Consider the following 15,516-nt stretch of genomic DNA (forward strand, 5'->3'; position numbering starts at 1 on the left):
TGGTTAACCGCCGTCTCTTGGCGGGACCGTCCCGGCGCGGGACGTCCAGAAAGCGAAGCATTGCGCCTGAAGACCGGCGATGAAGCGGCTCGCTTCGGGCCCCTCCCAAGGGCCCTTGTAGCCGTAGCGCTCGCTCAAGCCGATCCACCAGCCCTGGCCCGGCAGCCCGTCCGACTGGCGGACCACCAGCACCGCGAGCTCTGGCTCGCCCTTCGCTTCGCCGATCGAATCGACCTCGCCGAGAAGCACGCAGAGCTGCCGCATGCGCGGACGCGAGAAGGGATAGCCGAGCCGTTCGAGCAGCTCCGAATAAGTGAGCGGCGTGCTGGCGGCCGCGGCGCCGATCAGGTGAGCGCGCACTTCTTCCGCATCTGCGAGCGCAGCCATTCTAGCGGTCCGTGAACAGCAGCATGCCGCTGGTGCCGCCGTTCCGGCCGGGCGCGAGCCGGATCGTGAAGTCGCGGTCGGGCGCGTCGGTCGAGCCGCTCAGCACATATTCGGCGCCTTCCTGAAGCTCGCTGCCGAGACGAAAGTCCCGCTCCTCGGCGCGGTACCAGGCGAGCAGCCGCGACGGCGGATTGCGGCTGTCGAAAGCGATCGTCTCGGCGTCTTCCGTCTGCGAGTCGCCGCCGATCACGGCGTCGGGCGGGAGCAGGTCGGCGCGCTCGGCGCTGCGCGCCGACTCCTCCAGCGGGGGCAAGCCGTTCGCCGAGGGTGACGCCTCGGTCGAAGGCTGCTGCTCATTGCGCGGCGGGGGCGCACCGCAGCTGGCAACGGCGACGAGAGCCAGAAGAGCTGAGATCAGGCCGAAGCTTCGCATAAATCCAGCTTATCAAGTTGCAACGTAAAACGGGGTTGTGACTCCCCGGCCCCTGCTCTACTCGCTCGCCGCCTCATGAGCACCACTCCGACCGCAGATGCCGCGCAGGAGCGCAGGGCCGGCCTAATCTACGGCCTCTCCGCCTATCTGCTGTGGGGCGTACTGCCGCTCTATTTCAAGGCGCTGGCGCATGTCTCGCCGGGCGAGATCCTCGCGCACCGGATCATCTGGTCGCTGATCTTCCTCGCGGTGCTCGTCGCCCTGTGGCGGCGCTGGACCTCGGTGAAGGCGGCCCTCGCCAGCCGGCGCGTGTTCCTCACGCTGGTGGCGAGCGCGGTGCTGATCGCGGTGAACTGGCTCGTGTACATCATGGCGGTGGTGAGCGGGCATGTGCTCGAGGGCAGCCTCGGCTATTATCTCAATCCGCTGGTCAACATCCTGCTCGGCGTGGCGCTGCTCGGCGAACGGCTGAGCAAGGCGCAGATCTTCGCCACCGGACTCGCCGCGGCGGGAGTCGCGGTGCTCGCCGTGGGCGCGGCGTCGGGCCTGTGGATCAGCCTGACGCTGGCGGCGAGCTTCGCGCTCTACGGCTATCTCCGCAAGATCGTCGCGGTCGACGCGCTCGAGGGGCTGTCGATCGAAACCGCGATGCTCGCGCCGATCGCGCTCGGCTGGATTCTGTTCATCGACTCGACCGGCCAGGGCGGCTTCGACAGCTGGAGCTGGGGGACGATCGTCCTGCTGGTGGCGGGCGGCGCGATCACCGCGATCCCGCTGCTCCTGTTCACCGCGGCGGCGCGGCGACTGCCTTTGTCGACCATAGGCTTCCTCCAATATATCGCGCCGTCGCTGCAGTTCCTGTTCGCGGTGCTGTTGTTCGGCGAAGCGCTGACCACCGCCCACCTCGTCTGCTTCGGCGCGATCTGGACGGCGCTTGCGATCGTTACATTCGACGGTTGGCGGCGGGCGGTGCGCTCGCGGCGGGTGCCGGTCGAATCGCTTGCCTGAGGCGTTGGGCGGGGGCATCCTCTCCGCCCGATGAGCCGGGATCCTCGAATCGACGAATATATCGGGAGGCAGGCGGAGTTCGCCCGGCCGATCCTCGCTCATATTCGCGACACGCTCCACGAAGCCGGCGAGATCGAGGAATCGATCAAGTGGAGCATGCCTGCCTTCCTCTACAAGGGCCGGCCGCTCGCCAACATGGCGGCGTTCAAAGCGCATGCGGTGATGGGCTTCTGGCAGGGCCAGCAGCTTCGCGAAGGCGACGCGAAGAACGGCGCGATGGGCGAGTTCGGACGGCTCACCAGGGTCGAGGATCTGCCCGAGCGGGCGGCGCTGATCGACATGACCCGCAAGGCGATGGCTCTGATCGACGAGGGCGTGAAACCGGTCCGCAACAAGACCGTCAAGGAGCCGATCCCCATGCCCGACGATCTGGCGCAGGCGCTCGCCGCCAACCCGCCGGCGCGGGCGACCTATGACGGATTCCCGCCGAGCGCGCAGCGGGACTATATGCAATGGGTGGTGGAATCGAAGCGGCCCGAGACCCGGGCCAGGCGCGTCGCCCAGGCCGTCGAGTGGATGGCCGAGGGCAAGCGGCGCCACTGGAAATATGAATCCTGCTGACGAACCCTCGGGCCTCATGCCGGCCGGCGCGGGCGGCACGCCGCCGATTCGGCACAACAGCAGGGAGCATTTCGAAGCATTGTTGGACGCCATGGTCGCGCGCCCGGACGAGCGTTCGCGCATCGCCGCGCAGATCGAGCGCGACTTCGGCGAGGTGCGCGCGGTGATGGTGCTCGACATGAGCGGCTTCTCGATCACCACCCAATGCCACGGCATCGCCTGCTTCCTGCTGATGATTCACCAGCTTCGCGCGGTGGCCAAGCCGGCGGTCGAGATGGCCGGCGGGCTGGTCGTCAAGGCGGAGGCCGACAATCTCTACTGCATGTTCGAGGACGTCCCCCAGGCGGTCGCCGCCGCGCGCGAGATCAACGCGCGCCTCGAGCAGGTGCCGCCCGTCTATCCGGACAGCCCGCCGATCAGCGTCGCGACCGGGATCGGCTACGGCCACATCCTCAACATCGACGAGAAGGACATGTTCGGGGACGAGCTTAACCTCGCGTCGAAGCTCGGCGAGGACGTCGCCGAGCCGGGCCAGATTCTGCTCACAGAGGCAGCGAGCGCGCGGGCCCGTGCACTCGGAATCAAAACTCGCGAGTGCGGCCGCGACATGCATGCGTCGAGCCTCGTCCTCGCCCGGTTCGAGCTGCGCTGAGCCCTACCAGCCGTTGAAGCGCGGCCAGCGGGCGACGACCGCGCCGTCCTCGACCACCTGATAGTCGCCGAACTGCGCCGCGGTCGCGCAGGCGTGGTTTGGAAGGATGCGCAGCCGCGTGCCGAAGGGCAGGTCCGGCAATCGCGCGGACGAGCCGTCGCGGATGGCGAGGATGCCATGCTCCTGGTTGGCCGAGATCATGACGAGATCGACGAACGGATTGCCTTCGAGGTCGCAGACCAGGCCGTAGCCCTGGTCGACCGCTTGGCTCGCGGTGCCGCGGTCGCGCGACATCGCCATCCAGCCGGCATCGACCAAAATCCATCCCTTGTCGCGCTGGTGGCCGATGACGGTGGTCAGCACCGACAGGGCGATCTCGTCCACCGACGCCACGCCGATGCCGGCCATGACCAGATCGAAGAACAGATAGACGCCGGCGCGAACCTCGGTGACGCCGTCGAGCCCGGTGGCGCTGAGCGCGGTCGGCGTCGAGCCTATGCTGACCACCGGCGCGGCGAAGCCCGCGCCGCGCAATATCGCCGCGCAGGCGACCGCCGAGTCCCGTTCCTGCGCCGCGGCGCGGACGAGCTCGGCCGGCGTGCGGGCCTCATAGGAACCGCCGGCATGGGTCATGATTCCGCGCAGCTCGGCGCCGTCGGACAAGGCGCGGGCGATGGCGACGAGGAGGTCGGGCTGGTCGGGCCGGACGCCAGCCCGGTGGCCGTCGCTGTCGATCTCGATCAGCACCGGGATTCGCTCGCGCGCGTCGCGCGCCGCCGCCGCGACGGCCCCGGCCGCTTCGACATTGTCGGTGACGATGGCGAGGTCGATCCCGCGCCGCCGAAGCGCGATCACCCGGTCGAGCTTATTGGGCGCTATGCCGACCGCGTAGAGGATGTCGGTAAAGCCGGCTTCGCCAAATCGCTCGGCTTCGAGCAGGGTCGATACGGTGATCGGGCCACCGTCCCGACCGACCACGCGCCGTGCGACCTCGATGCTCTTGGCGGTCTTGAGATGAGGTCGCTGGCCGACGCGGAGGCCATCGAGCTGAGTCCGCATGCGCGCGATGTTGCGGTCGAGCTGGGTGCGATCGAGCAGCAGCGCCGGCGTTTCGAGGTCGGTCAGCCGCATGGGCGTCACATCCCGTTGCGGTAGGCCTTATCCGACGCGCCTTCCTGGAACATGTTCTCGGTCGGGGTCGCCGGCGGCAGCCCCTCGCAGCGCGGCAGCGAGAGCTGGCCGGCCTGGGCGCAGTCGCGCACCTGAACGTCGCCATTGGGCGCGATGTAGACGGCGAACATTTTCTCCTCGACGCCGCACTGCGCGACCCACATGCGCATGTTGAGATGTTCCTGCTGATAGCCGGCATTGTCGACGCGCTGGCAGCGATTGCCGGTGCGGCGGACCGCCCGCATCATCGCCAGCCGCTGCGCATCGGGCGGCAGCTGCAGAAGCTGCTCGTGATATTCGTTGAGCATGGTGATGCGCTGCTCGTTCTGCGCATTCGCCTCTTCGGTGGGCAGCTCCGCGTCGCGGCCGTCGGCGCAGGCGGCAAGCGCCAGCAAGGAGCCGAGAATGATCGTCCGCGCGCGCATGCAGGTCTCCGTCAATGCCCAAGGCGACAATGCGCGCGGGAGAGCGCGGGTTGCAAGGGCGCTAGCGGCCGATCCAGTCGGCAACCTGCTCGGCGACGTCGTTGGCGGCCTGGTTGAGCGCCGGAGCGACGGCCGCGGTCACCGGCTGAGCCACCGGCACGCGCGATTCGAAGCGCTGGGTCTGCACCGACTGGGCACCGCGGGCGAGCGCCGCCTCGAAAGTGACCACCACCGACGCCTGGGCCGGGTCGTAGCCGAACTGAATAAGCTGGCCGGTCAGCGTCGGGCCCTGCACCTCGGTGTAGAGATCGGGGTTGAGGACGAGGCGGCCGGTGCGGCCGGCGATCGTCTCGGCGAGCAGGCGGCGGAACAGATCCTTGGGCGGCGCCACCCAGGTCGCGTTCTGGAGATACTGGATCGTGGTCGGATTGACGTAGACCGGGATTCGCGTGGTGCTGAGCGCCTGCGGCACGCTCGGGGTGAGCACCGCAAGCCCGTCGCCGACGCCGCCGGACCGGGCCGCGCCCGCCGCGGGCGGGTCGTTCGGAGTCAGCGTCAGCAGCTCGCTCGGCACGTTCCCGCCGCCGAGGCAGCCGGCAAGCGACAGCGCCAGGGCGACGATCACGCCCGCTTTTGCAGAAAGCCGTTCACGCATGCTCGTCACCCTCAGTCCGGATTGTAATCGGGCAGCCGCTCGCCGCCCAGGATCCCGCCGACGCCGCGCTGATCGAGCCGCTCCGACACGTTGCGTAGCGATTCCGACGTGGCGCGCAGGTCGCGGATCAGCGCGCCCACTTCCGGCAACGTCCGCGTCGAGAAGGTCTGGATGCCCGGCCGCGCGTCGTTGACCGCCGCTTCAAGCGCCTGGAGGGACGCCGAGGCGGACTGGATCGACTGCCTGAGGTCCGCCGTCAGTGCCGGGCCTTCCTGGTTGATCAGCCGGTCGGTCGAAGCGGCGAGCTGGCCCATCTGCTCGACCGCAGTTCCGGCCTGGCGCAAGGTGTTGCGGGTTTCGGCCAGGGTCGCGGCGATCTCCGGCCCGCGCTCGCCGAGCGAGCCGGTCAGCTGTTCGACATTGTCGAGGATCTGGGCGATCGACTGCTGGTTGCGGTCGGAGAAGACCGCGGTCAGCCGTTCGGTCAGCGAGGTCACCCGCTCGAGCAGCTCCGGAGCGCTGTTGAGGATCGCCGCGAATCCGCCCGGCCGCGGCGGGATCACCGGCACGCCATAGGGGCAGACCGGGCTGGGACCGTCATTGGGACAGGTGAGCAGGGCGCGCTGGCCCGGTGCGCGCGCCGAATCCGGCAGGGTCAGCTGGATCTCGGAAACGCCGGTGAAGCCGACTCCGGAAATGGTCGCGGTGGTGCCGTCATTGGCGGACTCACCGTTGGGCAGCCGCGTCGGCGCGAGGACCGGCGTGGTGTCCTTAACCGTGATACGCACCCGAACGAACTGGGGGTTGCGCGGGTCGAGCTCGATCAGGTCGACCTCGCCCACCGGAACGCCCGAATAGGTGACTCGGCTGCCCTTGTTGAGGCCTTCGACCGACTGCTGGAAGAAGACGTCGTAGCTCTTGCGGCCGCCTTCCGAGAGCTGGCTCAGCCAGATCATGAACACGACGACGGCGAGAAGGAGGCCGAGCACGACGGCGCCGACCAGGATCTGGTTGGAACGGGTTTCCATCAGCCGGTCTTGCCTCGCTTCATTGTCCCGGTCTCCTGACGCCCGAATGCTCGGTCACGGCCCGGCCGCGCGGACCGCGGAAATATTCCTGGATCCAGGGATGGTCCAGCGCGAGCAACTCGTCGATCGTTCCCACCGCGATCACCTTCCTGTCCGCGAGCACCGCCACTCGGTCGCAGATCGCGTACAAAGTGTCGAGATCATGAGTGATCAGAAACACGGTAAGATGGAGTGCGTTGCGCAGGTCGAGGATCAGCTCGTCGAACGCCGCCGCGCCGATCGGGTCGAGGCCGGCGGTGGGCTCGTCGAGGAACAGCAGGTCGGGGTCGAGCGCGAGGGCGCGGGAGACTCCGGCGCGCTTCTTCATGCCGCCCGACAGCTCCGCCGGATATTTGGCTCCGGCATCGTCGGCGAGGCCCGACATCGCGATCTTATAGGCCGCGATCTCGTCCATCATATCCTGGTCGAGGCCGGGGAAATATTCGCGGATCGGCAGCTGGACATTCTCGGCTACGGTCAATGTCGAGAACAGGGCGGCGGCCTGGAACAGCACGCCCCAGCGGCGGCGGATGTTGCGCGCCTCGGTCTCGTCCTTGCCGATCATCGAGGTGCCGAACACCTTGATCTCGCCCTCGACCGGAGTTTGCAGGCCGATGATCGAGCGCATCAGCACCGACTTGCCGGTGCCCGAGCCGCCGACCACGCCCAATATCTCGCCGCGGCGGACGTCGAGGTCGAGGCCTTCGTGAACGACCTGCTCGCCGAAGCAGTTCTTGAGATCGCGCACGCAGATGACGATGTCGTCATCGGGCTCCCCGACCGGATCGGCCGCCTTGGCGAGATCGGCTTCGGCCATCGTCAGATCCACCCGATCGAGCTGAAGAAGACCGCGAAGAAGGCGTCGAGAACGATCACCAGGAAGATCGCCTGGACCACCGCGGCGGTGGTCCGGAAGCCGACTTCCTCATTGTTGTTCCTGACCTGCATGCCCTGGAAGCAGCCGGACACGGCGATGATGATTCCGAACACCGGCGCCTTGATCAGGCAGATGAAGAGGTCGTTGACCGGAGTCGCCTCGCGCGCGCGCTGGATGAAGGTGATCGGGGTGATGTCGAGCTGCGCCCAGGCGAGCATCATTCCCCCGAAGATCGCCATGATCGAGGCGTAGAAGGCGAGCAGCGGCATCGCCAGAACCGTCGCCATCACGCGCGGGAAGACCAAGGCCTCCATCGGCGACACGCCGATCGTGCGCATCGCATCGACCTCCTCGGCGAGCTTCATCGAGCCCAGCTGGGCGGCGAAGGCGCTGCCCGAGCGGCCGGCAACCATGATCGCGGTCATCAGCACGCCCAATTCGCGGAAGCTGATCCGGCTGACCAGGTTGATCGTGTAGAATTCGGCGCCGAACTGGCGGAGCTGCACCGCGCCCTGCTGGGCGATGACGATGCCGACGAGGAAGCTCATCAGGCCGATGATGCCGAGCGCGTGGACTCCGACGATCTCCAGGCGCTGGACAACCGCGTGCCAGCGCAGCTTGCGCGGCCGCATGATGATCTCGCCGGTGGTGATCAGAAGCGCGCCGAAGAAGCCGAGCAGGCCGAGCAGGGTTCGGCCCGCCTGGAGGACGGCCTCGCCGATCATCGCGATCACGCGCGAGAAAGGCGGCGGCGCGTCGGGGCGAAGCTTGGCCGGGCGGTCGGCCGCCGCCGCGACGGTGTCGAGCAGATCGAGCTGCTCCTGGCTCGCGCCGGTCAGCTCGACCTCATGGTCGCGCCGCAGCCGATGGATGAACCAGGCGCCGACCGTGTCCATGCGGTCGACCTCGGACAGGTCGACGATCAGGCGCTCGCCGGGCTGAACGTCGACGTCGCGGGTGATGCTTCGGATGCGCGCGAGCGTCATGTTTCCGGAGAAGCTCAGGACCCTGGGCTCGCCCGCGGCGACTTGGCTTGGTTCGGCGAGTTCGCTCATTCGGGCGCGACCCTGCGTTAATTCGGGTTTCGCGGCAAGCGGCTAGACAGGGGGCGGGCGTCATGCTTGGCGGCGGGCCATGACCAAGGCCGCGCTCGCCATCTACGACATGGACAAGACGGTGACCCGGCGCGCGACCTTCACGCCATTCCTGCTCCATGCGGCGCGGCGGCTGGCGCCGTGGCGGCTGCTGCTGCTTCCCGGGGTGGCGGTGACCGGCCTCGGCTATGCCTTGAAGCTCTACGACCGGGCGCGCCTGAAGGAGCTCAACTACCGGCTGCTGATCGGGCACGTCTCACCGGAACGGCTGGAACCGGTGATCCAGAGTTTTGCGGATGCGCAGGTCCGGACGAACATCCTTCGGGGCGCGCGCGAGCGGCTCGCCGAGGACAGGGCGGCGGGGCGGCGGCTGGTGATGGCGACCGCCTCCTACCGGCTCTACGCGGCGGCGATCGCGCAGCGCCTGGGCTTCGACGACGTCATCGGCACCGAACAGGCGCTCGACCGCAAAGGCCGGGTGCTGGCGCGGATCGACGGCGCCAATTGCTACGGCGCGGCCAAGCACGACATGATCCTCGCCTGGCTGGAGCGCGAAGGGCTGGAGCGCGGCGCGCTGCACATCCGCTTCTATTCCGACCATGTCTCGGACGCTGTCGTCCATCACTGGGCCGACGAGGCCTTCGCGACCAACGCCCACCAGCGCCTGATCGACGTCGCCAAGGTCGAGGGCTGGGAAGTGCTCGACTGGCGGGAGTAAGAATCCTCCCAGTCCGCGCAGCGGATGGGGAGGGGGACCGCCGAAGGCGGTGGAGGGGCTGGCGCGGAGATTGCCCCTCCACCACTCGCTTCGCGAGCGGTCCCCCTCCCCATCGCCCTCGGCGACAGGGAGGATTGAAGTCAGACCGCCCCGAGCGCTTGGTCGAAGTCGGCGATGAGGTCGTCGGGGTCCTCGACGCCGATCGAGATACGGACGAGATTGTCGGTGATTCCGAGCGCCTGCTTGCGCTCGTCGGGCACCGACAGGTGGGTCATCGCCGCGGGTGCGCTCGCCAGAGTCTCGGTGCCGCCGAGGCTGACCGCGAGATGGGCGATCTTGAGCGCGTCGAGGAAGGCGAAGGACTCGCGCTCGCCGCCCTTGAGGTAAAGCGAGAAGGTCGAGCCGGCGCCGGTGCAGTGGCGGCGGTAGATGTCGGCCTGGCGGGCGTCGCCGCCATCCTCGAGGAAGCCCAGATAGCCGACGCTCTCCACCTTGGCGTGGTCGCGCAGGAAGGCGCAGACCTTGGCGGCATTCTCGCCGGCGCGGGTCATGCGCAGCTCAAGGGTCTCCAGCGAGCGGAGCAGCATCCAGGCGGTGTTGGGGTCGGTGATCGTGCCGATCGTGTTGCGGAGCATGCGGATCTGGTTGATCAGCCCCTTCGAGCCGGTGATCCCGCCCGCGACGAGGTCCGAGTGGCCGCCGGCATATTTGGTCAGCGAATAGACCGACAAATCGGCGCCCTGGCGCAGCGGCTGCGCCCACAAAGGCCCGAGGAAGGTGTTGTCGATCGCGATCGGCGGGCGCTCGTCCTCGCCAAACGCGGCGTCGCGGGCGGCGCGCACCGCCTCGACATCGACGAGGGCGTTGGTCGGGTTGGCCGGGCTTTCGAGATAGATGAGCGACAGGCGGCCCTGCTGCTTGGCGCGGTCGATCACCGCGGCGATCTCGTCGCCGGTCGCGCCGGCCGGGAAATCGAGCCAGGTCACTCCGAAGCGGCCGAGGATTCGGCCGATCAGAGTCTCGGTCGCGGCGTAGAGCGGGCCCGAATGGACGATGACGTCGCCGGGCTGGACGAAGGCCAGCAGAAGCGTGGCGATCGCCGACATGCCGCTCGAGAAAGTGAGCGCGTCCTCGGCATCTTCCCAGACGCTCAGGCGATCCTCGAGGATCTCCTGGTTGGGGCCGTTGAAGCGCGAATAGACGAGGCCCTCGGCGCCACCGGGGCGCTTGCCGGTGACGCCTTCGAAGTGGCGTTTGCCGGCCGCCGCATTCTCGAACACGAAGGTCGAGGTGAGGAAGATCGGCGGCTTCAGCGAGCCTTCGGACAGGGCCGGGTCGAAGCCGTGGCCCATCATCAGGGTCGACGGCTTCAGCCGGCGGCCGTTGATCTCGAGAACGTCGCGCTTGGGGCGCCGCCGCGGGGTGGCGCCGGTCAGTTCGGATTCGTCTTCCATGTAAATTGCCTCCTATTCAGCCACTCGCATTCGCTGCGTGGAGACCGAGCCTGCCGGAGGTCAGGCTCACCGGCCGCATCAGGTCGTGCGGCCCCGGGGGGTGAGGTCATTTGCCCGCGCGCTCCCTAGACCAACAGGCGGGCACGCCGCTAGCCGCAATGTCGAATAGAATGGCCGGAGCGGCACTGCACTTGTCGTCGAGCATGGGCCGCTGGTAAGCTCGGCGGCATGCGCGTGGTGCTGACCATCTTCGGCGCAATCCTGGCCTGCTCCGTGCCGCTTGCGGCGCAGGAGGGCCCCCAAGAACGCTTCAAGGCCTGCCCCGGCGACCCGCGCTGCCCCAGGCAGGTAGATGACCTCATCGAAGCCCTGACCGGCGAGACCGCCGCGACGGCCGAGGAGGAGGCCGAACCGAGAGTTTCCGCCACGCGCGGATTTTCGCTCAGCCGACCGTCGCCCGCCCGAGTCGGCGCCGTTTCGGGCGTCGGCGCGACAACACCGCCCACCCTCTATTTCGCGCCCAACAGCGCCGCGCTCGATGCGGCCGCGCGGGGACGACTTGACCAGATGCTCGCCGTGCTGGTCCGCCAGCCGCAGGTTGCGATCGACATAGAGGGGCATGGCGACAGCAGCGGTCCGGCTGCGCGGAACATGGCGTTGGCCAGTCGCCGAGCCGAGGCGGTCCGCGACTATCTGTTGTCCGGCGGGCTGCCCGCGTCGGCCATGCGCGCGGTCGGCTACGGCGAATCCCGTCCGGTGGTGGCGACCGCCGACGGCGTGCGCGAGCCCCTGAACCGCCGGGTGGAGATCGTCTTCCGGATCGCCGAATAGGAGCGTGCCGTACCCCGGCCGCGTCGGTCAGCAGCGCCGTTCGACGCCGCCTTCGAAGCCGCAGCGCACCATTCCCAGCTCGAACCGCCAGCCGCCCGCGCGCGCCGCCTCGGCGAGCCTCGCCAGCATGGCCGGCGTATCGGGCCGCTCCTCAGGCACGACCGGGTCCAGGGCCAGCGGCCGGTCGGCCAATGCCAGGATGAGGGCGACGTTGCGCACGTTGTCGCCTTCGTCGGTGAACAGGATGTTGTAGACCCTCCGCTCGCCCTCGGTTCGGGCGGGCGGATGATCGCGAAGGTTGGGAATCAGCACCTCGAGCCCCCAGCGGTCGTCGAGGCCGAGCAGCGCGACCTGTGGCGGCAGGCCGGAATAGTCGACCTCCACCTCGACCAGCCCGAACAGCTCGCCCGAGTCACGCGCGAGAGGGCCTCGCTCCGGCACCAGGTTGAAGCGGCCGTTGCCGCTCTCCCGGAACGGGCGAAGGTGGTTGAGCTGCGGGCACACCGCCTGAGGCACCTCGGCGACGCGGCTGATGTCGACGTCTGACAACGGCACGGCTTGATCCTGTGCACGCTGAATCAGAAGCTCGCGAACCAGCGGCGGACCCGAGGCGAGGCCGCCGAGGCTGACGCGCACGCCCTCGCCGCCCGGCGGCACCCCGCTGATCTCGGCCCAGGTGCAGTCCATCCGCGCGAGCTCGGCATTGACGAAATCGGTTGGCGAGAGGGTCGGCACGGCCGGGCGGGACAGCCACCAGCCTCCGGCGGCTGCGACAAGGATCAATCCCGCCAGCAAGGCGGCCGCGACCGGAAGGCGGCGACGCACCCTGGGCCGAGGCGGCGGCGGCGGAACGTCGATCGAGCGCGGCGGCAACTCGCCGGCGAGCCGGTCGCGCACCGCCTTGACCAGCCCCGCAATCCTCCCGTCGGACGGGTCCCCGTTCCAGCCGATGAGATCGAGCGCCTGCCATTCGCCGAAGCCGAGCGGCGGCAGAACCTCGTCGATCAGCACCCCGAGATAGGCGCCGCGCCGCGCCGAACGTTCGGCTTCCTCGCGCACGAAGCGCCCGCCTGGTCCGATCGACCGCTGCGACCACACGACCAGACACAATTGGCTGGCCCCCAGCATCTGTTCGAGAGTCTCGCGCCAGGCGCCGCCAGCGGGGATGTCCTGATCCCACCAGATGTCGATGCCGCCGTCGCGCAGGGCCGCCACCAACGGCGCCACGCGGGCCTGGTCCTCGCGCTTGTAGGAAATGAAGACGTGCCCCACGCGTCCCTCCCGGGCGACGTGGTTATCATGGGGACGCGCAGACGCGCCACCCGCTCGTGTTGGCGGCCAGCCTCTGCTAAGCAAGCGACACGGAGGTGGGGAATGAGGCGAACGGTCTCGCGGCGGTCCTTCCTGTCCCAAGTGGCCGGCGCGGGCTCGCTCGCTCTGGTGCCGCTGTCGGCGGCGCGGGCCCAACCGCCGACCCAGCAAATGGAAGTCGACCAGGACCCCAGCGATCCGGCGCGGCCCTTGCCGGCGTCCACGCCCGCAAATCCATCAACGAGCACTGCGCCAGGGACCGCCAGCCCCGAACGCCGACCCACGGGCTTCAGTGACAGCGACAGTGGCTCCTCGCCGGATCCGGCCAATTACGGACGGCGCGGACGCACGCGCGGGCGTAGGGGTTTGACCGACAGCGATCCCACCGACCCGGTCGGCCGCGGAAGACCCACCGGCCCGGCGACCGACAGCGACGCCGGCGCCAATGCCGACGCGGCAGGGCGCGGACCAAGGTCGCGATTCATCACCTGCCCCGGCCATCGTCGCTGTCCACGCTGAGGTCTAGCGCCAGAGGGCGCCGATCACCCAGACCGTGCCGACCATGAGCGGGATGCCGGCGAGATCGAGGAGCAAGCCGGCCTTCAGCATGCGCGGCAGCGCGATGTGGCCGGTCGCCCAGGCGATGGCGTTGGGGCCGGTGCCGGAGGGGAGCATGAAGCCCCAGCTTGCCGCGAAGGCGGCCGGCATCGCCAGCAGCATCGGGTCGGCGCCGGTCGCGACGATCAGGCCGCCGATCACCGGCATGATGCCGCTCGCCGTCGCCACGTTCGAGGCAAACTCGGTCACCAGGATGACGATCGCCACCACCGCCGCGGCGATCAGCAAGGGATGGAAGGCGCCAAGCGGCCGAAGCGCGATTCCCAGCCATTCCGCGAGACCGGATTCGCCGATTCCAGCGGCCAGCGCGAGGCCGCCGCCGAACATCATGATGACGTCCCAGGGGGCGCGGTTCGCTTCCTCCCAGACGAGGATCGGCCGGCCCGTCCCGTCGGGGATCAGGAACAAGAGCAGGGCGCCGAGGATCGCGATGCTGCCGTCGGTGATCGAGCCGGCGGGGAGCAAATTGTCGAGCATCGGCGCCATCAGCGGGATCACGGCCCATGCGACCACCACCGCCGCGACCAGCGGCACGAGCCTCTTCTCGGCCACCGACCAGGCGCCGACCTCGCCGATCCCTTCTTTCGCCGCGGCGGCGTCGAAGTCGCTGCGATGGACGTGCTGAACGCGCAGCAGGATCAGCCAGCACAGCGGAATCGACACTGCCACCAGCGGCAGGCCGTACATCGCCCAGGTGAGGAAGGTGATCTGAACGTCGGCGAGGCGCTGGACGATCCCGACCGCGATCGCGTTGGTCGGCGACCCCACCAGCGTGCCGAGCCCGCCGATCGACGCCGCGAAGGCGATGCCCATCGCGAGCGCGCCGGGAAAGCCGTCGGTGACGCCGGGCTCGACCCTGGCGGCGCGGAGCACGGCGACGGCGATCGGGATCATGATCAATGTGGTGGCGGTGTTGGAGACGATCATGGTGATGATCGCGGTCGCGACCATGAAGGCGAGCAGCATCGCCGCGGGCGTGGTTCCGCCCCGCGCGACGATCGCCAGCGCCAGGCGTCGGTGGAGGCCGGTGCGCTCGATCGCCAGCGCGATGATCGCGCCGCCCAGCACCAGGAACAGGATCGGCGACCAATAGGAGGCGGCAGTGTCGCCCGCATCCATGATGCCGAGCAGAGGGTAAGCGAGGAACGGAACCAAAGCGGTCGCGGTGAGCGGCAGCGCCTGGGTCATCCACCAGGTCGCCATCAGCACGACGACGGCGGTGGTGCGCCAGGCCGCGGGCGGCATCCCGCCGGGCGCAGGCAGCAAGAGCATCACGATAAAAATGACCAGGCCGCCCCACAGCCCAACGCGTGCCGCCACGATTGCCCCCTCCGTCATGCCGGACTTGATCCGGCATCCGCCTTTTCGTTGGGCGGCAACAGAAAGGAAGGTGGAGCCCGGATCAAGTCCGGGGTGACGAATATGGTCAGGCCGGAACGGCGATGATCGAGATCTGGCGGCCGTAATTGGATTCGCCGCGATGCGTTGCGCGGCGGTAGCTGTAGAAGCGGTCCTCGTCCGAATAGGTGTCGAGGCCGAGCGCCTCGATGCGCTTTACCCCCGCGGCGGCGAGGCGGGCGAGGACATAGCCTTCGAGATCGAACCGGTAGTGGCCGGCGCGGCCATCGGTGAAGAACAGGTCGTTGTCGTCGTCCGCGGCGAGGAAGCGCTGGAAGAAGTCGGCATCGACCTCATAGGATTTGCGGCCGATGGTCGGCCCCACCGCGGCGACGATTCGGCCACGCTGCGCGCCCAGCGTCTCCATCGCCTCGACGGTGGAGGCGAGCACCCCGCCGAAGGCGCCCTTCCAGCCGGCATGGGCGGCGCCGACGACGCCCGCCTCGCGGTCGGCGAGCAGCACCGGGGTGCAGTCGGCGGTGAGAATGCCGAGCGCCACGCCCGGGCGGTCGGTGACCAGCGCGTCCGCCCTGGGCCGCTCGTCGTCACCCCACGGCTCGCCGACGATGACCGCATCCGAGGAGTGGACCTGATAGACCGTGGCGAGGCGGGCGCCCGGCGCCACCGCCTCGACCGCCCGCCTCCGGTTCTCGGCGATCAATGCGGGATCGTCGCCCGAGCCGTGGCCGACATTGAGGCCCCAGCACATTCCTTCCGACACGCCGCCGCGCCGGCCGAGAAAGCCGTGGGGGACGCCGTCGAGCAGGCGCGAGCGGATCACTTCGACCATGCGATGG

The 15,516-nt window shown here is 68.9% G+C and carries 17 protein-coding genes; 5 read left to right on the top strand and 12 right to left on the bottom strand.

The genetic code is table 11. From position 1 onward, the window contains the following. Positions 1 to 3: 3 nt before the first annotated feature. Both G7B71_RS04730 and G7B71_RS04735 read right to left on the bottom strand, forming a co-directional pair. A complete protein-coding gene (locus G7B71_RS04730; protein ID WP_166038387.1) occupies positions 4 to 387 on the bottom strand; it encodes a ribose-phosphate pyrophosphokinase in 384 nt (127 codons plus the stop codon). Between the two features lies 1 nt (position 388). Continuing rightward, entirely contained in the window at positions 389 to 820 is a 432-nt protein-coding gene (locus G7B71_RS04735; protein ID WP_166038389.1) for a hypothetical protein, read from the bottom strand. Positions 821 to 895: 75 nt separating this feature from the next. Between G7B71_RS04735 and rarD the strand changes: the two genes are divergently transcribed. The 3 genes from rarD to G7B71_RS04750 are packed head-to-tail and all read left to right on the top strand — an operon-like array spanning position 896 to position 3,101. Then, positions 896 to 1,828: an EamA family transporter RarD gene (gene rarD, locus G7B71_RS04740; RefSeq protein WP_166038391.1), complete on the top strand. Its 933-nt coding sequence runs from the start codon at positions 896 to 898 to the stop codon at positions 1,826 to 1,828. 30 nt (positions 1,829 to 1,858) lie between these two features. Beyond that, positions 1,859 to 2,449, top strand: coding sequence for a YdeI/OmpD-associated family protein (locus G7B71_RS04745; RefSeq protein ID WP_166038393.1), 591 nt, complete (start codon positions 1,859 to 1,861; stop codon positions 2,447 to 2,449). Then, complete coding sequence (locus G7B71_RS04750; RefSeq protein WP_166038395.1) at positions 2,436 to 3,101, top strand: adenylate/guanylate cyclase domain-containing protein; 666 nt, start codon at positions 2,436 to 2,438, stop codon at positions 3,099 to 3,101. Before G7B71_RS04745 ends, G7B71_RS04750 begins: the two co-directional genes overlap by 14 nt. Positions 3,102 to 3,104: 3 nt before the next feature. Here the strand turns inward: G7B71_RS04750 and G7B71_RS04755 are convergent, their stop codons facing one another. The 6 genes from G7B71_RS04755 to G7B71_RS04780 all read right to left on the bottom strand — a co-directional run bounded on the left by G7B71_RS04755 (position 3,105) and on the right by G7B71_RS04780 (position 8,350). Continuing rightward, positions 3,105 to 4,232, bottom strand: a complete 1,128-nt coding sequence (locus G7B71_RS04755; RefSeq protein WP_166038397.1) for an alanine racemase — start codon at positions 4,230 to 4,232, stop codon at positions 3,105 to 3,107. A gap of 5 nt (positions 4,233 to 4,237) precedes the next feature. Next, the gene (locus G7B71_RS04760; RefSeq protein WP_166038399.1) at positions 4,238 to 4,696 is read right to left on the bottom strand and encodes a hypothetical protein; all 459 of its coding nucleotides are present in this window, start codon (positions 4,694 to 4,696) and stop codon (positions 4,238 to 4,240) included. Positions 4,697 to 4,757: 61 nt separating this feature from the next. After that, positions 4,758 to 5,351 carry an ABC-type transport auxiliary lipoprotein family protein gene (locus G7B71_RS04765; RefSeq protein ID WP_166038401.1) on the bottom strand — a complete coding sequence of 198 codons (594 nt, stop codon included), beginning with the start codon at positions 5,349 to 5,351 and terminating at the stop codon, positions 4,758 to 4,760. Between the two features lie 11 nt (positions 5,352 to 5,362). After that, entirely contained in the window at positions 5,363 to 6,379 is a 1,017-nt protein-coding gene (locus G7B71_RS04770; RefSeq protein ID WP_166038403.1) for an MlaD family protein, read from the bottom strand. A 19-nt stretch (positions 6,380 to 6,398) separates the two neighbouring features. Then, positions 6,399 to 7,235, bottom strand: coding sequence for an ABC transporter ATP-binding protein (locus G7B71_RS04775; protein WP_166038405.1), 837 nt, complete (start codon positions 7,233 to 7,235; stop codon positions 6,399 to 6,401). A gap of 2 nt (positions 7,236 to 7,237) precedes the next feature. Continuing rightward, a complete protein-coding gene (locus G7B71_RS04780; protein ID WP_166038407.1) occupies positions 7,238 to 8,350 on the bottom strand; it encodes an MlaE family lipid ABC transporter permease subunit in 1,113 nt (370 codons plus the stop codon). A 79-nt stretch (positions 8,351 to 8,429) separates the two neighbouring features. Here G7B71_RS04780 and G7B71_RS04785 point away from each other — a divergent pair, with 79 nt between their 5' ends. Further along, entirely contained in the window at positions 8,430 to 9,107 is a 678-nt protein-coding gene (locus G7B71_RS04785; RefSeq protein WP_166038409.1) for an HAD-IB family phosphatase, read from the top strand. A 140-nt stretch (positions 9,108 to 9,247) separates the two neighbouring features. On the opposite strand, the gene G7B71_RS04790 is transcribed toward G7B71_RS04785, so the two are convergent. Then, complete coding sequence (locus tag G7B71_RS04790) at positions 9,248 to 10,561, bottom strand: cystathionine gamma-synthase family protein (protein ID WP_166038411.1); 1,314 nt, start codon at positions 10,559 to 10,561, stop codon at positions 9,248 to 9,250. A 228-nt stretch (positions 10,562 to 10,789) separates the two neighbouring features. Here G7B71_RS04790 and G7B71_RS04795 point away from each other — a divergent pair, with 228 nt between their 5' ends. Further along, a complete protein-coding gene (locus G7B71_RS04795; RefSeq protein ID WP_166038413.1) occupies positions 10,790 to 11,392 on the top strand; it encodes an OmpA family protein in 603 nt (200 codons plus the stop codon). A gap of 27 nt (positions 11,393 to 11,419) precedes the next feature. On the opposite strand, the gene G7B71_RS04800 is transcribed toward G7B71_RS04795, so the two are convergent. The 3 genes from G7B71_RS04800 to pgeF form a co-directional block, all read right to left on the bottom strand. Beyond that, positions 11,420 to 12,664 (bottom strand): toll/interleukin-1 receptor domain-containing protein, encoded by a 1,245-nt coding sequence (locus G7B71_RS04800; protein ID WP_166038415.1) that lies wholly within the window; start codon positions 12,662 to 12,664, stop codon positions 11,420 to 11,422. A gap of 561 nt (positions 12,665 to 13,225) precedes the next feature. Further along, entirely contained in the window at positions 13,226 to 14,659 is a 1,434-nt protein-coding gene (locus G7B71_RS04805) for a DASS family sodium-coupled anion symporter (protein ID WP_166038417.1), read from the bottom strand. An 88-nt stretch (positions 14,660 to 14,747) separates the two neighbouring features. Next, positions 14,748 to 15,509, bottom strand: coding sequence for a peptidoglycan editing factor PgeF (gene pgeF / locus G7B71_RS04810; protein ID WP_166038419.1), 762 nt, complete (start codon positions 15,507 to 15,509; stop codon positions 14,748 to 14,750). Between the last annotated feature and the right edge of the window lie 7 nt (positions 15,510 to 15,516).

The organism is Sphingosinicella sp. YJ22, from assembly GCF_011320075.1.
Taxonomy (GTDB): Bacteria; Pseudomonadota; Alphaproteobacteria; order Sphingomonadales; family Sphingomonadaceae; genus Allosphingosinicella.

Bases quoted from the DNA above. Each gene is read 5' to 3' on its own strand.
- G7B71_RS04760 (WP_166038399.1), bottom strand. From the start codon at position 4,696: ATGCGCGCGCGGACGATCATTCTCGGCTCCTTGCTGGCGCTTGCCGCC.
- G7B71_RS04765 (WP_166038401.1), bottom strand. From the start codon at position 5,351: ATGCGTGAACGGCTTTCTGCAAAAGCGGGCGTGATCGTCGCCCTGGCG.
- G7B71_RS04745 (WP_166038393.1), top strand. From the start codon at position 1,859: ATGAGCCGGGATCCTCGAATCGACGAATATATCGGGAGGCAGGCGGAG.
- G7B71_RS04775 (WP_166038405.1), bottom strand. From the start codon at position 7,235: ATGGCCGAAGCCGATCTCGCCAAGGCGGCCGATCCGGTCGGGGAGCCC.
- G7B71_RS04730 (WP_166038387.1), bottom strand. From the start codon at position 387: ATGGCTGCGCTCGCAGATGCGGAAGAAGTGCGCGCTCACCTGATCGGC.
- G7B71_RS04790 (WP_166038411.1), bottom strand. From the start codon at position 10,561: ATGGAAGACGAATCCGAACTGACCGGCGCCACCCCGCGGCGGCGCCCC.
- G7B71_RS04755 (WP_166038397.1), bottom strand. From the start codon at position 4,232: ATGCGGCTGACCGACCTCGAAACGCCGGCGCTGCTGCTCGATCGCACC.
- G7B71_RS04785 (WP_166038409.1), top strand. From the start codon at position 8,430: ATGACCAAGGCCGCGCTCGCCATCTACGACATGGACAAGACGGTGACC.
- G7B71_RS04735 (WP_166038389.1), bottom strand. From the start codon at position 820: ATGCGAAGCTTCGGCCTGATCTCAGCTCTTCTGGCTCTCGTCGCCGTT.
- G7B71_RS04805 (WP_166038417.1), bottom strand. From the start codon at position 14,659: ATGACGGAGGGGGCAATCGTGGCGGCACGCGTTGGGCTGTGGGGCGGC.
- pgeF (WP_166038419.1), bottom strand. From the start codon at position 15,509: ATGGTCGAAGTGATCCGCTCGCGCCTGCTCGACGGCGTCCCCCACGGC.
- G7B71_RS04770 (WP_166038403.1), bottom strand. From the start codon at position 6,379: ATGGAAACCCGTTCCAACCAGATCCTGGTCGGCGCCGTCGTGCTCGGC.
- G7B71_RS04795 (WP_166038413.1), top strand. From the start codon at position 10,790: ATGCGCGTGGTGCTGACCATCTTCGGCGCAATCCTGGCCTGCTCCGTG.
- G7B71_RS04750 (WP_166038395.1), top strand. From the start codon at position 2,436: ATGAATCCTGCTGACGAACCCTCGGGCCTCATGCCGGCCGGCGCGGGC.
- rarD (WP_166038391.1), top strand. From the start codon at position 896: ATGAGCACCACTCCGACCGCAGATGCCGCGCAGGAGCGCAGGGCCGGC.
- G7B71_RS04780 (WP_166038407.1), bottom strand. From the start codon at position 8,350: ATGAGCGAACTCGCCGAACCAAGCCAAGTCGCCGCGGGCGAGCCCAGG.